At 60.5% G+C, this 16,780-nt stretch carries 12 protein-coding genes; 6 read left to right on the plus strand and 6 right to left on the minus strand.

The genetic code is table 11. The features are described 5' to 3' along the window. The first annotated feature begins 46 nt into the window (after positions 1-46). From AC5S27_RS24135 to purK, 3 genes are all read left to right on the plus strand, one after another. Positions 47-265, plus strand: a complete 219-nt coding sequence (locus tag AC5S27_RS24135; RefSeq protein ID WP_493937116.1) for a hypothetical protein — start codon at positions 47-49, stop codon at positions 263-265. A 108-nt stretch (positions 266-373) separates the two neighbouring features. Next, a complete protein-coding gene (purE, locus tag AC5S27_RS24140) occupies positions 374-835 on the plus strand; it encodes a 5-(carboxyamino)imidazole ribonucleotide mutase (RefSeq protein WP_493937353.1) in 462 nt (153 codons plus the stop codon). Further along, positions 832-2,001, plus strand: a complete 1,170-nt coding sequence (gene purK, locus AC5S27_RS24145) for a 5-(carboxyamino)imidazole ribonucleotide synthase (protein ID WP_493937117.1) — start codon at positions 832-834, stop codon at positions 1,999-2,001. Before purE ends, purK begins: the two co-directional genes overlap by 4 nt. Positions 2,002-2,178: 177 nt before the next feature. On the opposite strand, the gene AC5S27_RS24150 is transcribed toward purK, so the two are convergent. From AC5S27_RS24150 to AC5S27_RS24160, 3 genes are all read right to left on the minus strand, one after another. After that, positions 2,179-3,090: a hypothetical protein gene (locus AC5S27_RS24150; RefSeq protein ID WP_493937118.1), complete on the minus strand. Its 912-nt coding sequence runs from the start codon at positions 3,088-3,090 to the stop codon at positions 2,179-2,181. A gap of 235 nt (positions 3,091-3,325) precedes the next feature. Continuing rightward, positions 3,326-4,966 (minus strand): glycoside hydrolase family 32 protein, encoded by a 1,641-nt coding sequence (locus AC5S27_RS24155; protein WP_493937119.1) that lies wholly within the window; start codon positions 4,964-4,966, stop codon positions 3,326-3,328. A gap of 147 nt (positions 4,967-5,113) precedes the next feature. Then, a complete protein-coding gene (locus tag AC5S27_RS24160; protein ID WP_493937120.1) occupies positions 5,114-6,313 on the minus strand; it encodes a M20 family metallopeptidase in 1,200 nt (399 codons plus the stop codon). A gap of 167 nt (positions 6,314-6,480) precedes the next feature. Here AC5S27_RS24160 and lpxC point away from each other — a divergent pair, with 167 nt between their 5' ends. After that, positions 6,481-7,416, plus strand: coding sequence for a UDP-3-O-acyl-N-acetylglucosamine deacetylase (gene lpxC / locus AC5S27_RS24165; protein WP_493937121.1), 936 nt, complete (start codon positions 6,481-6,483; stop codon positions 7,414-7,416). 12 nt (positions 7,417-7,428) lie between these two features. Here the strand turns inward: lpxC and AC5S27_RS24170 are convergent, their stop codons facing one another. The 3 genes from AC5S27_RS24170 to AC5S27_RS24180 all read right to left on the minus strand — a co-directional run bounded on the left by AC5S27_RS24170 (position 7,429) and on the right by AC5S27_RS24180 (position 10,070). Next, positions 7,429-8,448 (minus strand): hypothetical protein, encoded by a 1,020-nt coding sequence (locus tag AC5S27_RS24170; protein WP_493937122.1) that lies wholly within the window; start codon positions 8,446-8,448, stop codon positions 7,429-7,431. A gap of 18 nt (positions 8,449-8,466) precedes the next feature. Beyond that, positions 8,467-8,700, minus strand: a complete 234-nt coding sequence (locus AC5S27_RS24175) for a hypothetical protein (protein WP_493937123.1) — start codon at positions 8,698-8,700, stop codon at positions 8,467-8,469. Positions 8,701-8,885: 185 nt separating this feature from the next. Further along, complete coding sequence (locus AC5S27_RS24180; RefSeq protein ID WP_493937124.1) at positions 8,886-10,070, minus strand: lactonase family protein; 1,185 nt, start codon at positions 10,068-10,070, stop codon at positions 8,886-8,888. Between the two features lie 148 nt (positions 10,071-10,218). On the opposite strand from AC5S27_RS24180, the gene AC5S27_RS24185 reads away from it, so the two are divergent. Continuing rightward, positions 10,219-13,167, plus strand: a complete 2,949-nt coding sequence (locus AC5S27_RS24185) for a M48 family metalloprotease (protein WP_493937125.1) — start codon at positions 10,219-10,221, stop codon at positions 13,165-13,167. Between the two features lie 82 nt (positions 13,168-13,249). Further along, positions 13,250-16,666, plus strand: coding sequence for a DUF3857 domain-containing protein (locus AC5S27_RS24190; protein ID WP_493937126.1), 3,417 nt, complete (start codon positions 13,250-13,252; stop codon positions 16,664-16,666). Positions 16,667-16,780 lie beyond the last annotated feature (114 nt).

Consider the following 16,780-nt stretch of genomic DNA (forward strand, 5'->3'; position numbering starts at 1 on the left):
GCAAGTCAGCGGGATTTGTCCGGTTTGTGGTGGGGTGGCGATGCGGATGATGAATGATTTTGAGGCACAGGTGTTGAGCGATCTGAGCGTGTTGAAGACGCATATGACGGGGCTGGTGGGGGATGGGAATGGTGGGCGGTTGGGGGAGCTGGAGCGGCGGGTGGAGCGGCATGAGTTGAATTTGCAGCGGGCTAAGGGCGTGATGGCGGCGATGAGCGTGGTGATGGCGCTGATTGAGGTGGCGGTGGAGGCGTGGCGGCGCTGAGACGCCGAGGGAATAGGGAATAGGGAATAGCCGACTTGAGGAATCGTGCCGACTTATAATTTTGGGATGAGTGAGAGTGGTTTGGATGCGCCCCTGATCGGGGTGGTGATGGGGTCGAAGAGCGACCTTTCCGTGATGGATGCGGCGGTGGAGATTCTGCGGGAGTTTGGGGTGGCGCACGAGGTGCGGGTGGTGAGCGCGCACCGGACGCCGGATCTGCTGTTCTCGTATGGGGCTGAGGCACAGGAGCGCGGGCTGCGGGCGATTATTGCCGGGGCTGGCGGGGCTGCGCACTTGCCGGGGATGCTGGCGGCGAAGACGATTGTGCCGGTGCTGGGTGTTCCCGTGCCGGCGACGGCGCTGCAGGGGATGGATTCGCTGCTTTCGATTGTGCAGATGCCGAAGGGGGTTCCGGTGGCTACGTTTGCGATTGGGCGGGCCGGGGCGGCGAATGCTGCGATTTTTGCGGTTGAGATGCTGGCGGGGACGGATGCTGCGTTGGCGGAGAAGCTGGCGGCCTGGCGGGCGGAGCGGACGGCGGAAGTTCTGGCACAGGAGATTTCTTCGTGAGCGATTTGAAGTTAGTGCAGCCGGGTGGGTTGCTGGCGATTCTGGGCGGTGGGCAACTGGGCCGGATGACGGCGATGGCGGCGCGTTCGATGGGGTACCGGGTGCGGGTGATGGATCCCGAGGCGGGGTGCCCGGCTAGCTTTGTAGTCGACGAGGTTGTTGTTGGCAAATGGGATGACGTGACGGCTGCAGAGCGGCTGGCTACTGGCGCGGATGCAGTGACGCTGGAGATTGAGCAGATTGGCGTGGATGCGCTGAGTGCGGTGGCAGCGCTGGCTCCGCTGCGGCCTGGGGTGGAGCCGATCCGGATTATTCAGGACAAGATTCTGCAGAAGACCTGGCTGCGGGATGAGGGATTTCCGGTGGGCGCGTTTCGGGTAGTTTCGACCGAGGCTGGGCTGGCGGAGGCTTTGCCGGAGCTGGGCGGGCGGGTGTTTCTGAAGACGGCTCGCGGCGGGTACGACGGGCGCGGGCAGTGGCGGCTAGGGTTTGAGGCTGCGGCTACGGCTGAGGATGTTGCCGAAGCATGGGCCGGGTTGGGCAAGCGGCCTGCTGTGGCGGAGATGGCGCTGGAGCTGGACTTCGAGATCAGCGTGATGGCAGCGCGGTCGCCTTCGGGTGAGGTAAGGAGTTATCCGGCGGCGCGGAATCATCATGAGCGGCAGATACTGGCGTGGAGCGTGTTGCCGGCGGGAATAAGTGATGAGTTAGAGGAGCGGGCGCAGGAGATAGCTCGCGGGATTATTACGAAGTTAGAGCTTGAGGGTTTGTTATGTGTGGAGATGTTTATTACCAGGTCGGGTGAGCTGTTGGTGAATGAGCTTGCTCCTCGGCCGCATAATAGCTATCACCAGAGTGAGCGGGCTTGCGCTACGAGCCAGTTTGAGCAGCTGGTGCGGACGGCTTGTAACTTACCTTTGGGCGAGACAGATGTGCTGGTGCCTGCGGCGATTGTGAATCTGCTGGGTGAGGTCTGGATTGATGCTGATGGTGCGCCGGACTTTGCTGCGGCGATGAGTGTGCCGGGGGTTCGGGTGCATTTGTATGAGAAGCGTGAGGCCCGCGTGGGGCGGAAGATGGGGCATCTGTCGGCGACTGGGGCTACGGCGGATGAGGCGCTCCAGCGGGTGCTTGAGGCTAAGGAGAAGCTAGGGAACATGGAATAGGGAATAGGGAACAGGGAATAGGGAATAGGGAACAGAAAAGCTATACAAGACCATAGACGACCATAGATACAAAGTATCCCACCTTAAGCGCGATGGAACTGTGCTGAAGGTGGGGCACCCGCATCTCTCTTACCTCGAACATCATCTGGTTTCGACTTGGAACAGGGCTGCAAGCTATTAGGGTTTGGTTTGTTCCTCTGCTGAGCCCAGGATGCAGGTCACCATGTACTCATAGAGGCGGAAGCGGCTTGGTTCGGCCTTTGGCGCGAAGGTGAACAGCTCGATGGCGCGGCCCTCTGCGGTGCTGGAATTGATGAGCAGGGCGGGATAGGCGAGGCCGGGAAGAGTAAGCAGGTTCTCCAAGTCGTAGGCAGCCTTGATGCCGTCGTGTTCCGAGGGTACGGCGCAGCCATCGCATTGATTTTCGCCTTGAATATTTTGTATCTCTTGGGCGAGGATATGGCCGCTGTGATCTTCGAGGAAAATGCCGCTTCGAAGAATGATGCCTTTGCGATTGTAGGTAGCGGCGAGTGTGTAAAAGAGCGGGCTGCCAGGTATGGCGATGGAGCGGGAACGATGGCGGCCTGCTGGGTCGGCGAGCAGTGCTTTCCAGATGGTGGCTTGTTCGACGGCTGAGGGAATGTAGGCAGGCAGGCCGTAGGTCTCAATCTTTGCTTTGGCGTTGTCTTGCGCCAGCACCAAGACTTGTGTGGCGAACTTTTGCGGTGGCAGGCCGGTCAGGTATCGGTACAGCGGCACGGCCGCGTCCTCGGTGGTTTGATCGCAGTCGACTTGCTGGCTCTTGACGAAGTCCTTGATCTGGGCTGCCGGAATTGCGACGGGATTGTGCGCGATGACAAGGCTGGGATGAGTCGAGAAAATCACGAGCGCTGGTGCGGAAAGCTCGGTAACCAGTTCGCCGGAGGGGAGTATCCAGCCTAGTTGCGGCATGGGAATCCTGGCTTGCTCGAAGGCTTGGCGAAGGTACGCTTCTTCTGCATCCTGGGCGTCAGGAGACTGTGCGACTGCCGGGATGGCCATTGAAAGCAAGAGCACGGCGAATGGCAGGGTTAGCGTACGCAATGGCATGGGTTGCTTGATTGTAGCGAAGATCTATGAAAGATATGGCTGGTTTCGATAAATGACTATAGATACAAAGCATCCCACATGCGTTCACGTGGCTGAAGAGAACAACGGCAGATTCCCTTCGGGAATGACAACAAGAAAACAATGAAGAAGCAGATTCCCAAGGGGAATGAAGGAAAGAGAAGCAAGTGCCAAAGCCATCATCAGGGCTTTGGCAGCGTTACTCTTGATGATTCGCCTACGAGGTCAGGCGGTCTTTGCTGATGGGGGTGATGGGCCATTGGCTCAGGTGGGTGATGTCGGATTGTTTGCCGGTGAGCGTGACTGCTATTTCCGGGGCGGTGGGGCCGGGGTAGTAGAAGCGTTTGGTGAGTGTGGCCTGGTTGTTTACGAATAATTCGATTACGGAACCGTCGATGTAGAAACGCAATTCGAGCGGCGCGTCTGCTGCCAGACCGATCTGCAGTCTTTGCTGATCGACGACTAATTCCTTGGGGTTGGCGTGGCTGTAGCGGATGGAGAGGTAGCTTACCGGGGCTTTCACAACCTGCGTATCGGCTGGCGATTGCGCGTCGCCGGTTTGAGGGACGGCAGCGGTGCGGTTGGCGTCGGTCAGGTCGATGGAAAAAGGCTCGTTTGTCCGATTGACGGTGCAGAGGAGTTCGCAGCAGGCGCCCTGCAGGTGCTGGGTGGCGTTGAGTTCGCCGGATTTGGCGGCGGTGAGTGTGAGCTTCTGTTCTTTTTTCCGAAGCTTGTCGAGGGCAGGCAGCGGGGCGATCTGGAGGCGGCCATCGGGGCCGATGGTGAGGACGCGCGGGACGGACATCAAGCCAGCCCAGCCGGAGGCGCTGAATTCGGCTTCAGGGCGGGTTTCCTGAATCCAGCCCCAGAGGATGCGGTTGCCTTTGGCGTCGAGCTGGGTCTTGGGGGCGTAGAAGCTGCCGTGGTCAAGGAGGCCGCTCTGCTCTTCGTGGAAGATGAGGTCGCTGGCGTCGAGTTTGCCGACTTTCCAGAAGACTTTGCCTTGCGTCGAGTAGATGAGGACGTGTTTGCCGCCGAGAGGGAAGAGATCGGGGCACTCCCACATGTCGCCCGAATCGACGGGATTGACGGCGTCGCCTGCTGGCTTGTTCGCTCCGCCGGCTACTACGTGGAGATAGTCCCAGGTTTGCAGGTCGCTGGACTTGTAGAGCAGGACGCAGCCGCCGTGTTCCTTGGTGCCTGAGCCTACGGCGAGCAGCCATGCTCCGTTGGCCAGGCTGGGTTCGCGCCAGGGGGCGGGGTCGCGGAAGCCGGTGACCTTCATACCCGCTGGTGGGGTTGGGATTACGGGTGTTGCCCGTTTGGTCCAGGTTTTGAGGTCGGGGTCGGTGCTGGTGGCGTAGAGCTGGGTCTCGCGGAAGTTGTTGTGGCCGTCGCGGATGGTCGCTTCGGTCTCGACCTTGTCCCCGGTGACTGTCTGGACGCCGGTGTAGATGAAGGTGGGGACACCGTTGTTCACCACTGCCGTGCCGCTGAAGCAGCCGTCGGCATCGGGGCCGCCGGGAGTTGGGGCTAGGGCGATGGGCAGGTGGCGCCAGTGGATCATGTCGGGCGAGACGGAGTGGTACCAGTGCATGTCTCCCCAGACGGCGGCGTGGGGGTTGTACTGGAAGAACATGTGGTATTTGCCCTTCCAGTAGATGGGGCCGTTGGGGTCGTTCATCCAGTTTTTCGCGGGTAGAAGATGGAACTGGGGGCGGCGGGGGTCTTTCGCCAAATCGGACGAGGAGACTTCGGCGAGGGCTTGTTGGAGGAAAGCGGGGATGGCGGCGATGGCGGCTGCGGCTTTGGCGGAGTTTGCGAGGAAGCGGCGGCGGCTGGTTTTCTTTGGCGTCATTTCGGCTTTCCTTGGTGATGCATATCTCGAGGAATGATACGCTTTTGGGCTTGGGGCGGGGTGGTCTGAATTGGCGAGTTAGCGTGCGTTCCGCACGTTAGCGAGCCAGCAAGTTAGCTGGATTTGAGGTGCGAGACGAGAGTATCTTCAATTTGAGAGCATCGCGGCGAGTAATGCAGTTCTGGGGGCGAGGTGTTCGATGACGACGGACTCGTGGGTTGCGTGGGCGCCTTCGCCGACTGCCCCCATGCCGTCGAGGGTGGGGATGCCGATGGCAGAGGTGAAGTTGCCGTCTGAGGCGCCGCCGGTGCTGGCTTCTTCGAGATTCCAGTCCAATTGAGCGGCTAAGGTCTGGGCCTGGCGGAAGAGCTTTGCTGTGCCACGAGTGCGCTCCATGGGTGGGCGGTTGATGTGGCCTTCGACGGTGAGGGTGACGCCGGATTTCGCTGTGGGCTTGAGGGCGGCAAAGCGTTTTTCGAAGCTGGGGCCCTGAGTGCGTTTCGCGATGCGGAGGTCGATTTCCGCCCAGGCTTCGGCGGGGACTACGTTGGACTTGGTCCCGCCGCTGATAACTCCGGCGTTCACAGTGATGCCTTTGGCGAGATCCGTCCAGGCGCTCACCTTTTCGATCTGGCGGGCTAGTTCGAGGATGGCCGACCGGCCTCGGGTGAAGTCGACGCCGGCGTGTGCGGCGATCCCGTGTGCGGTGATGCGCCAGTGGCCGGTGCCTTTGCGGGCGGTTTTGTAGGCGAGGCCCTGGGCGGGTTCGAGGACGTAGACAGCGTCGCACTCGGCGGCGAGCCGTTCGGTGATTGGGCGGGAGATGGGGCTGCCGATTTCTTCTTCGCTGTTGAGGAGGAGGATGATTTCGTTGCCGACTTTGGTTCCGAGGGTATTTGATTCCAGCAGGAGTTCGATGGCGGTGAAGGCCATGGCTACGCCGGCTTTCATGTCGAGGGAGCCGGGGCCGTAAAGACGGAGATTGCCGACGGCGTCCGCTTTCTGCTTGCAGGGCATGGTCTTGAGGGTGCCGAGGGGCCAGACGGTGTCGAGGTGGCCGAGGAGGAGGATCTTCTTTGCAGCTTTCTTTGGGCCGAAGCGGAGTTCGAGGATGTCTCCGTGATGGCGCTGGCGGTGGCGTTTGACGCGGACTCCGGTGGGCCCGGCGAGCCCCAGCGCGTGGGCGAAGGCGAGATCCTGGCATGCGTCCACGGCGTCCTTGTCGTCGGTCGGGGATTCGGCGAGGACGAGGCGCGCGGTGAGGTCGAGAAGCTGGGATTGCTTACGGCGGGCTCCGGCGAGGAGGGCGCGCAGGGGCAGTGAAGACTGACTGGGGGACTGGTCCATGTTGTTTAATTTCGCATATCGGGATTACGATTGGCTCGAAATGCAATAACTTGTTGATGAATCAGGGAGATTTGGTCGCAAAGTGTGGCCAATTTACCACACACACAATTGCGGATTTTGCGTCTAGTCTACTGATTGCCGTATATCTGCGGCTTTATAGGTATTATTTGGCGAATATTGCACTCAATCCGACGCACCAGGAGCAGACGATTCACGCGCCGCTGGAGTTTTCCGGCGTGGGATTGCACTCGGGGGCTCCGGTGACGATGCGGCTGTTGCCGGCACCGGCGGGGTCGGGAATTGTGTTCCGCCGGACCGATCTCGACAACTTCGAGATTCCGGCGACCGGGCGCAATGTGGCCAAGGTGAGCTATGCGACGAGCCTGATGCGGCAGGGTGTGCTGATTTCGACGACCGAACATCTGCTGTCGGCCCTGATTGGGATGGGCGTGGACAACGTGATCGTCGAGCTGGACAATCTGGAGCTGCCGATTCTGGATGGAAGCGCGAAGCCGTATGTTGAGGCGTTTCTGCAGGTGGGGATCAAGGGGCAGCGGCGGCGGCGGGAGTATATCCGGATTCTGAAGCCGGTCGAGGTCCGCGAGGGCGAGAAGTTTATTGGCGTCTATCCCGGTGACGGCTATTCGATTACCTACGAGATTGAGTTTCCCAAGCCGATCGGGTCAGACCGGTTTTCGGTCGATCTGGAGACGGAGACGTACGGGGCGGAGATTGCCGCGGCGCGGACATTTGGCTACAAGGCGGATGAGGTGAAGCTGCGGAATATGGGCTTGATCCGCGGGGCGGGGCCGGAAAACGCGATCATTCTTACGCCTGACGGGCCGGAGAATGGGCCGCTGCGGTTCCCGGATGAGTATGTGCGGCACAAGGTGCTGGACCTGATCGGGGACCTGGCGCTGGCGGGGAAGCGGATTCAGGGTAAGGTATTTGCCATGCGCGCGGGCCACGCGATGCATACCGCGCTGGTGTCGCGGCTGCTGAAGGATCGCTCGGCGTGGGAGTTGGTGTGCGCTTCGGCTGAGCCTGCTGCGGCAAAGCCGGAGAAGTCTGTTCTTGGCAATCCGGCGCTGGTCGGGGCCTGAGAAGCCCTTTCTTCATGAGTACAAGTCAGGCTGGTGCGACACGGGGTAGCCTGGGTCGTCCTTGGACGCTACTTCGATGTTGTAGCTTGCCGTGTTCTGCTTATCGAGAATGGTTTCTGCCAGGCTGATCAGGGTTTCGTCCTGAGGGACGAAACGGACATTGAGGTTTGAGATCGAACGCTCGCTGACGTAGAAGTGGCGGCTGGGAATGTTGATCCAAAAGCGGCTGGTTGAGACTGGTTGCACTGGCTGAACCGTTTGCTGATCGCTCTTCGCGATCGCGTAGCTTTCGCGGTCGAAACGGCTTACGTGCTTGAGCAGGATGCCGGTCAGCTTGCCTGCAGAGTCAATGAAGTAGTCGGCCACGTTGCCCTGATAGAGCCGCCCGTCGGGCTGCAGGATATCCACACTGACAAAAATTTCCCTACGCGCCGGCCAGTTGAAGTCGGTGAGGAGCAGGTGCCACTCTGAGATGTTGGGAAGGATCATCTTGCGCGCCAGGGGCTTATAGAGCGCGTTGCGAATCCTTCTCCAGCCTCTGGCTTTTTCGTCCTGCCAGCTGCCGTAGCGGCTGGCGAAAAAGCCGAAGGCCCATGCTTCCAGCGCCACTGCGACAAAGTACCAGGTGAGGAAGCGGGCCTGGCGATGGAGAACATGGCTCAGGGCATTCCAGTTGCTGTCGATCAGGGACGGAGCAGGGGTGTTTGTATCGCCAGGCCCGGGTTGGCTGAGGTACTTGGAGACGTCGCCAGAGGTGAGGATGATGGTGACGCGGCGATAATCCTGCTGGCGCTCGGCCAGGGTTCCTTCCGGGACGGGAAACGGATAGTGCCTGGTGATGGGCAGGAACCAAACACAGAACAGCGCAAGAAAAAAGGGAATGAGTGCGACGGCAACGGCGAACGTGGCTTCCTGCGTGCGCGTCCGCTCAAAGAGCTTGAGGGGAACGAACAGGGACGTGATGAAGCGGAAGAGGATGCCAGGGATAAGGACGTAGAAGACGAGGAAGTAGGTGGTCAGAAGGGCAATCATGGGCGATCACCCCTGATGTCAGCGGGTGGATTGGAGAGCCGGTTCGAGGGCGGACACGAGCGCGGGTTGACGCGGTGAGATGCGCAGGTGGCGTCCATCGGGGACGCGGAGCCAGTAGCTTTTACCGTTGGCCAACGCCGCATCGATTTGCGGTTTTTCGGCGCGGATGATGCGTTCGAGATCCTGGCGCATGTCATCTTCTGGCGAACTTTGCCGAAGTGCCTCGGATAATTTTTTGAGATCGACGACCATGCTTGCCTCACGGATCGGTTCTGGGGCGCAAGTGCTGCCGGGAGAACCGGTTCCGTAGATAGTATGCGCGTGTCCATGGGAAATATCCACAGGAGGTGGAGCGGAGGAACCATCTTCGCCACTTGTTCGCCTCTTGCGGATAGAGTAGCGGAAACCTCTCGCGAAGGCAACTGCTCCCCGAAAACCTATACGAAGACGATGCACATCGGTGTAGCTGCGGGGAAGTCCTTTCCTTTGCTGGAGAGAACGCCGGTCTTGGTGTTGCGGGCGAAGACGGAAATGTTGCTGGAGCGCTGATTGGCGACGAGCATCCAGCGTTCCGTGGGGTCGAGGACAAAGTTGCGCGGTGTGGTGCCCCCGGACCAGATGCGGGACTCTGCCGGGAACTCGGTGAGCTTGCCGTCTGCGTCAATGTGGAAGCTGGCGATGAAGTCGTCGCCGCGGTTGGCGAAGTAGGCGAACTTTCCGTCGCGGGTGAGGACTGCGTCGCAGGCGGTGTTCGAGAAGGGCTTGCCGTCGTCGCTCTTGGCGCGCGGGGAGAGCGAGACGTTCTGGACGGGGCTCAGGGTGCCATCTGCGGGGTTGTGTTCCAGTACGGTGACGCTGGAGTTGAGCTCGTTGACGCAATAGGCGATCTTGAGCGTGGGGTGGAAGTGCAGGGTGCGCGGGCCGTCGCCGGGCTTGGCGGTGTAGGCGCCTGCTGGGGTGAGTTTGGCGGTTGCGGAGTCGAGCCTGTAGATGTGGATCTTGTCGCTTCCGAGGTCGTTGACGTAAGTGAATTTGTTGTCGGGCGAGAAGGAGATGAAGTGGGCGTGGGCCTGTTCCTGGCGGTCGGCGACGGGGCCGCTGCCCTGGTAGACCTCATTCCATGCCTGCGTCAGTGCGCCGTCTGTGGAGAGGAAGCTGGTAGCGGTGCCACCGGCGTAGTTGGCGCAGATGACCGCGTGACCGGTCTTGTCGATATTCAGGTGGCAGGTGCCTTTGCCCGCCGAGGGCACCTGTGAGATGGCGGTGAGCTTGCCGTTGTCGTTCCGGTAGCTGGCGACGGCGCCGGTCGGCTTACCCTCAAACTCGTTGAGCTCGCAGGCGACGTAGAGAAAGCGCATGTCTGGCGAGGTGGCGATCCAGGTGGACTGCGAGACCTTGGCGGCGATGCCTTCGGGCTTGAGATTGCCCGTAGCCACGTCCCAGCTGAAAGACAGGATGCCGTCTTCCGTATCGCTGCCCACCAGGATGCGCGTGGGAAAGCGCTTCGAGGCGGAGACCGGGGTGGCGAAACTGCTGGCGCTGCCGAGGGCGGCGGCGGAGACGGCGGCGGTGGTCTGGAGAACGGTCTTGAGAACGGTGCGGCGGCTGATCGGCTTTGTCATGTCGCTATGGATTGTCGCTGATCGGGGGGTGTCCGCGCCAGTAACTACGAGGCAAGTTAGCGCACTCCTCGCATAGCGAGTTAGCAAGTTAAGTGGATTTGTGAGTCTGCTATGCTTGTGGCCAATTCTCAACATTTGTGGAGTTCGCATGCGAACGCGTTGGTGGGCCTTTGGTCTTGCTCTTGCTTCGGTTTCGAATGGCGGCTGGTCGCAGGCTACTTCTACGGCTGCTGCGAGCGGGCCATGCACGCTGGATGCGCCATCGCTGGTTTCGAGCGCGCCGAACATCTTCACCGACCGGCAGGAGCAGGATCTTGGGGATGCGCTGGCTGAGTATGAGGAGACGCATCTGCGCCTGGTGGCCCCGACGCCGGATGACCAACTTACGAAGATTGGCGAGCGGTTGCTGGCTGTGTTGCCACCGACTGGCGTTCACTACCGGTTTCGCCTGTATGACTCGGGCGAGGTGAATGGATTTTCGCTGGCTGGAGGGCGGGTCTATATCAGCCGCAAGCTGGTGGCGGCGGTGAAGAACGAAGACGAGCTGGCGGGCGTGCTGGCGCACGAGATCGGGCATATCTCGACGCATCAGACAGCGATCGAGTTTACGCGGATCTTTCGCATACGGCTGGGTGTAACGCAGGTGGGAGACCGGGCGGATATCTTTGCCAAGGTTCACCAGATGTTTACGACTCCGGCGAAGCCCGAGGAAAGCAAGGATCCGGATAAAGAAGAGAAGAAGGACCAGTTCGTAGCCGACCGCGTGGGGCTATATGCAGTCGTGCGGGCGGGCTATTCGGCGGAAAGCTTCGCTTCGTTTCTGGACGAGAGCATGGTGAACAAGGGGAAGACGGGCAATTGGCTCTCGGACCTGGTGGGGCTGACGCATGAGGCGAGCCAGCGGTATCGCACGGCGCTCAAGTTGATTGCGACATTGCCGCCTGGGTGCAAGGGCAAGCCGGCTGGTTCCGCAGCGGAATTTACTGCTTGGAAGAAGATCGCGGTAGAGGAGCGGACGAAGCTGGCGTCGGACGGGATTGAGGGCGACCGGCCCTTGAAGCTGGATCCTCCGCTGCGGCCGAGCATGTGGCGGATACGCTTCAGTCTCGATGGCAAGTATGTGCTGGGACAGGATGAGGCAGGAATTTCGGTTGCGGACCGGGCAGCGGGAAAGATGCTGTTCCGCATCGATGCGCCGGATGTGGAGGCGGCGCAGTTTACTCCAGACTCGCAGAGCGTGGTGTTTCACGATACCAAGTTGCGCGTGGAGCAGTGGACGATCGCAACGGGCAAGCGGGCCTGGGTGAAGGAGATGGTGGTGTTCGATGGCTGCGGGCAGACGGCGTTGTCTTCGGATGGCAGGACGCTGGTATGCGCGAGTATGTCGCTGCGGGGTGGGTTTCTGCCAAAGATCGGTGTGCGGCTGATCGATGTGGAGAGCGGCAAGGTGCTGTATGACAAGCCGAACTTCTATGAGACGGCCCAGATGGCTTCCAGTTACTGGTGGCTGGCGATTGCCCTTGCCGAGAGGGCTGAGGGGAGAGTCTCGAATATCGTGATGTCGCCGGATGGCCGCTACCTGGTGGTCGCGGTGGTGAACAAGGCGGTGGCCTTCGATCTGGGGACGCGGCAGCAGATTGCGCTGAGTGGGAAGCTGCACGATCTGGGGCAGCAGCGTATGGGCTTTCTGGGACCGGACGAGGTGTTGGTGGTGGGAGAGTCCAAGGGTATGGGGCTGTCTCCAGCACGGATCTTGAGTTTTCCGGATGGGCGTGTGGTGAAGGACGTGCAGGTCGGGGACCAGGCGCTGGATGCGGTGAGCAAGGGCCGGTTCCTGCTGGCTTCTCCGCTCAAGTCCTATGCGGTGGGGATCCTGGATCCGGAGGCTGGGAAGTTTATTGCGGAATCGAAGTTTCCCGCACTGGATATCTGGGAGTCGTATGTGGGCATGGAGGGTGCTTCGGGAGGGCTGTACATCGGTCAGCGGAATCCGGATGGAACCGCCAATCCGACGACCACGAAGATTGCGCTGCCGCTCGGTGAGCTACCGAGGCCGCGGTCCGGGGAGTTTTCCGCGGATGGACGGTATCTGGTGATATCTCTGCGGAACCGCGCGGAGATCTGGGATTTGTCGGCGGGGACGGAGATGGGTAAGCAGGTGAGGCTGATCCGGCCGTTTCGCAGCGAGTGGATGGATGATGCTGACCGGTTCTGGGCACAGTTTCCCAAGTATGTAGACAAGGATCCGACGGAGCTGGAGATCTCAGTGGCAACGACGCCGATGGGTTCGAAGGATCTGGGCAAGTTTGAAGGGCCCGACTTCCAGTACAGGGACTTGCAGTTCCGGTTCAAGCCGATCCTCTCCGACAAAGACAAGAAGAAGGAAGAGAAGGACAAGAAGAAAAAGGATGGGAGCAAGGATTCGGGTAAAGATTCGGGCAAGGATTCCGAGGAGGATGCTGTGCCGAATGCGTCGCGGCACGCGATGCTTGAGGTGAAGAAGATGGAGACGCAGGCGGTGGCGTGGACGCGTGAGTATCCGCATGAGGTGCCGGCATGCTGGCCAGCTGAGGATAACCGGCTTGTGCTGGGTTGGGACCTGTCCTCCGATGCGGCGAAAGCGGAGATGAAGAGTTACCCGGCGCTCCAGCAGGAGGCAGCGGCACTGAAGATGGGCAAGCGCGGGCTGCTGCTGGAGACCGTAGAGGCCGGGACAGGTGTTCCGCGAGAGCAGGTGGTGGTGCCGGAGGCGGATCTCTCAGGCGGCTGGGAGGACGAGGGGCGGGCGATCGTTTCGGGCGGGTTTGTGATGGTGCGTGGCGAGCATGAGAACACCGTGATTTACAAGCTTGATACCGGCGTGAAGGTGGGGGAGTTCTTCGGGGACGTGGTGGCGACGAATGCTTCGCTGGGCTTGATTGCGGCGGTGAATCGTGAGGCGGAGCTATCGCTGCTGGAGGAAAAGAGCGGAAAAGAGTTGAAGCGGTTTGCGCTGGGGTCGCCGGTACGGGTGGTGCGCATTACTGGCGGAAAAGACAAGACGCTATTGGTGTTAACCGCCGACCAGGTGGTGCATCGGCTGCCACTCCCGGAATGAGACCTGAGATTGCGAGTCATGGCAATGGGCTTGATTTGTTTTGTGGGTTGTTTGCGATGTCTGTTATACCGCTAACAGACTCATGCGAAAACTTATTCTTCTGCAGCTTCTCCTTCTTGTAACTTGTGTTCGCGGCTGGGGGCAGAGCGCGACTGACAAGACATCTGGCAAGACGACCGATAAGACGACCACGGTGACGACTGTGCGGCTGGAGACGCCTTCGATGAAGGCGGCGGATTACTCCGCTGAGCCGATCGTGATTGAGAAGCTGGAGCACGTGTACACGATGGCTGCGGACGGCACCGGGTCGGAGGTGACGACGGTGGTGGCGCGGGTGCAGTCGGATGCGCTGGTGCGGCAGTTCGGCGTGGTGACGCTGCCGTTTGCGGGGAGTTCGCAGCGGGTGGAGATTGCGTATGTGCGGGTGCGAAAGCCGGATGGTTCTGTGACGGAGACCCCCGCGAGCCAGGCCATCGAGATGCCGAACCCAGTCACGACGGCTGCTCCTTTCTACAGCGATTTAAAGCAGATGCAGATTCCGGTGCGGAATCTGCGGGTGGGCGACCGGCTGGAGTGGCAGGCCAGGCTGGTGCGGACCAAGGCTGAGGCTCCGGGGCAGTTCTGGGCACAGGAGAATCTTCAGCATGACTCGGTGACGCTGTCCGAGGTACTGGAATTAAGTGTTCCGAAGGATTTGCCGGTGACGGTGTGGAGTCCAGCGCACAAGGCGATCGAGAGCCTGGCGGGTAGCGAGAAGGTGTACCGCTGGGAGTCTTCGCAGTTGAAGCCGACGGTGGGCAAGGAGGCGGAGGCGGAGAAGGAGCGGAAGAAGAAAGAGATCCTTATGCCGGAGCAGGAGCTGGAAGAGAAGGAAGGCAAGCTGCCGGATGTAGCTTGGACGACCTTCAAAAGCTGGGAACAGGTGGGTGCCTGGTATCGCGGGCTGGAGGGCGACCGGATGCTTCCCGATGCCGAAGTGAAGGCCAAGGTTGCGGAGCTGGTGGCGGGCAAGACGACCGATGAGGCCAAGGCACGGGCGGTTTACGCGTATGTGTCGTCGCAGCTGCGGTATATCGGGGTGGCCTTTGGGATTGGCCGATACCAGCCGCATACGGCGGCCGAAGTGCTGCAGAACCAGTACGGTGATTGCAAGGACAAGCACACGCTGCTCGCGGCGATGCTGACGGCGGTGGGGCTGCATCCGGATGCAGTGCTGATCGGGGCTGGGGTGCGCTTCAATGAGGCGGTGCCTTCGCCCGCTTCGTTCAATCACCTGATTACGACAGTGAAGATCGATGGGAAGCCGGTGTGGCTGGATGCTACCGCCGAGGTCGCGCCATACCAGGCATTGATGTACCCGATCCGCGGCAAGCAGGGGCTGGTGATCCCGGAGAGCGGCGCGGCGCATGTGGACCGAACCCCGGAAAAGCTGCCTTATGCAGCAATTACCGCCATGGATGCAAAAGGAACGCTGGACAAGGAAGGCGTTTCGCTATCGCGGTTGTCGTTAACGATGCGCGGCGATGATGAGCTGTTCATGCGCGCGGCATTTCATGAGACATCTGCGGCGCAGCATGGAGACCTGGTGCAGCAGCTGGCGCATGGGATGGGATATGCCGGGACAACCAGCAACGTCGAGATAAGTCATCTCGAAGACACGAATGAGCCGTTGACAGTCAGCTATGACTACAAGCGGGACAGGGCAGGCGATTGGGAGAACCATCGCATCGTCCCGCAGGTGGCTCCGGTAGGGTTGCCAATGATCGATGAGAAAGAGCCTCCAGTGCGGGCGATCCGGCTTGGTACGCCGCGAGTGGAGACGTCCAAGGCGGAGATGAAACTGCCGGACGGCTGGAGCGCGATCCTGCCGGAAGCAGTCCATGCCAAGTCTCCGTATGTGACCTACGACGAGACGTACCGTTTCGATAAGGGGACTGTGTACACGGAGCGGCGCATTGAAGTGCTGCAGGAGTGGGTGCCGCAGGCGGAGTGGAAGGCCTACAAAAAGTGGGCCGACGAGGTGGACCTGGGGAGCGAGAAGTACATCTCCCTGACCGGAATGGGAACAGTGTCCGGTTCAAGAACACAGGTTCCTCCGGATATACGGATCGAAAAGCTGAAGGATGGCATGTTGATGCCGCATGTGGCGTTCAAGCCTGGAGGAGAACCCGCGGCAAAGTCCGAGGCAAGTGAAATACGTGGGTCTGGTCCAGGCGGCGTGAGTACGGTGGCTTCGAGTGCTGAAGCACAGAAGAAGATAGCTGCCGCGTACGAAGCGGTGCAGCAAAGGAATATGGATTCGGCGCGCACAACGCTGGACGAGGCCAAGGCACTGAACAAGGAGCAGGCTTGGCTTTGGGCGACCTACGGGATGATGGAGATGCAGCGATTTCAATTGCCTGCGGCGATTGAAGACTTTCAGGCGGAGTTGAGGCTGCATCCGGAGACGTATGCGGCCTATCCGCAGCTGGCCCAGGCCCAGACAGTGATGAACCAGCACTCCGAGGCCCGGGCAACGGTGGAGAAGTGGCTGGCAGCGCAACCGGACAGCGCCGATCCGCTGATCATGCAGATCACGATGTTGCTCAACCGGGAAGACTTTTCCGGTGCCGTTGCTGCGGCGGATGCAGGACTGAGCCGCTTGCCGGAGGACCAGAGAAAACGCGAGGCACTCCAGCTGCTGGTCGGTAGAGCAGAAGTAAAAGCAGGGAAAAAATCTGAGGGCGGAGCTGTGCTGCTGGCGCTGTTACAGACAACGGCCAACGCTGAAGTCATGAATGACGCGGCCTACGAACTCGCCGATGCCCGGCAGCATCTACCCGAGGCCGAGGCTGCATCGCGGAAAGCGCTGGAAAAACTGGAGACGGAAAGCTCGGCCTGGACGCTGGATGAGGATCCCGGCCTGCTGCAGGGGCAGAGCAACCTGATCGCCGCGACATGGGACACCCTGGGCTGGGCTCTCTTTCGAGAGGGCAAGACGGCCGAGGCAGAGAGCTTCCTTCGCGCGGCTTGGCGTAACCGGCAGTCTGGTGAAATCGGTGAACACTTCGGCGAGGTTGAAGCTGCGCTTGGACACAAGGATGAGGCGTTGCGCGTCTACGAACTCGCGCTCGCTACTTACCCGATATCGGATTTGATGGGGGTACGCGTACCGCCGGGTAAGCGTCAGCAGGATCTGACTGAGCGAGTCAACGCACTGAAAAAGGGAGGCGCGAAATCATCCATGACCGATTCTCACGAGGGTCTGATCCAAGTGCGGACAATCCCGCTGGGACCTGCCAACGGCACGAGCGGTGCGGCCGAGTATCGTCTGCTGATCGGTCGCGATGGCGTGGTGAAGGCCGTGCCTGCCGAAAAGAAAGAGTTAGAGGGGGCAGCGGAGCGGATCAAGGCCGGCAAATTCGAGGAATTATTTCCGCCAGGTTCAAAGGTTCAGTTGGCGCGGCGGGGCGTAGTGAACTGCCATGCTGCGGTGTGCGAGCTGGTTCTGGAGCCTTGACTTCGCCTCTTCCGACACAAAGTTCGCGTTCTGGAATGGACACTGGTGTTCGTTTATGGACGCGGATTCGCTTTCAGCGGATCAAAGGTGTTGATAACAGAGATGTTTTCTTTG

The organism is Acidicapsa borealis (assembly GCF_059115245.1).

What these genes read in the sequence shown, in the direction of transcription:
- AC5S27_RS24150 (WP_493937118.1), bottom strand. Translation starts at nt 3,090, where the DNA reads ATGCCATTGCGTACGCTAACCCTGCCATTCGCCGTGCTCTTGCTTTCA.
- AC5S27_RS24170 (WP_493937122.1), bottom strand. Translation starts at nt 8,448, where the DNA reads ATGATTGCCCTTCTGACCACCTACTTCCTCGTCTTCTACGTCCTTATC.
- AC5S27_RS24175 (WP_493937123.1), bottom strand. Translation starts at nt 8,700, where the DNA reads ATGGTCGTCGATCTCAAAAAATTATCCGAGGCACTTCGGCAAAGTTCG.
- AC5S27_RS24190 (WP_493937126.1), top strand. Translation starts at nt 13,250, where the DNA reads ATGCGAAAACTTATTCTTCTGCAGCTTCTCCTTCTTGTAACTTGTGTT.
- AC5S27_RS24160 (WP_493937120.1), bottom strand. Translation starts at nt 6,313, where the DNA reads ATGGACCAGTCCCCCAGTCAGTCTTCACTGCCCCTGCGCGCCCTCCTC.
- AC5S27_RS24180 (WP_493937124.1), bottom strand. Translation starts at nt 10,070, where the DNA reads ATGACAAAGCCGATCAGCCGCCGCACCGTTCTCAAGACCGTTCTCCAG.
- AC5S27_RS24135 (WP_493937116.1), top strand. Translation starts at nt 47, where the DNA reads ATGATGAATGATTTTGAGGCACAGGTGTTGAGCGATCTGAGCGTGTTG.
- purE (WP_493937353.1), top strand. Translation starts at nt 374, where the DNA reads ATGGGGTCGAAGAGCGACCTTTCCGTGATGGATGCGGCGGTGGAGATT.
- AC5S27_RS24155 (WP_493937119.1), bottom strand. Translation starts at nt 4,966, where the DNA reads ATGACGCCAAAGAAAACCAGCCGCCGCCGCTTCCTCGCAAACTCCGCC.
- AC5S27_RS24185 (WP_493937125.1), top strand. Translation starts at nt 10,219, where the DNA reads ATGCGAACGCGTTGGTGGGCCTTTGGTCTTGCTCTTGCTTCGGTTTCG.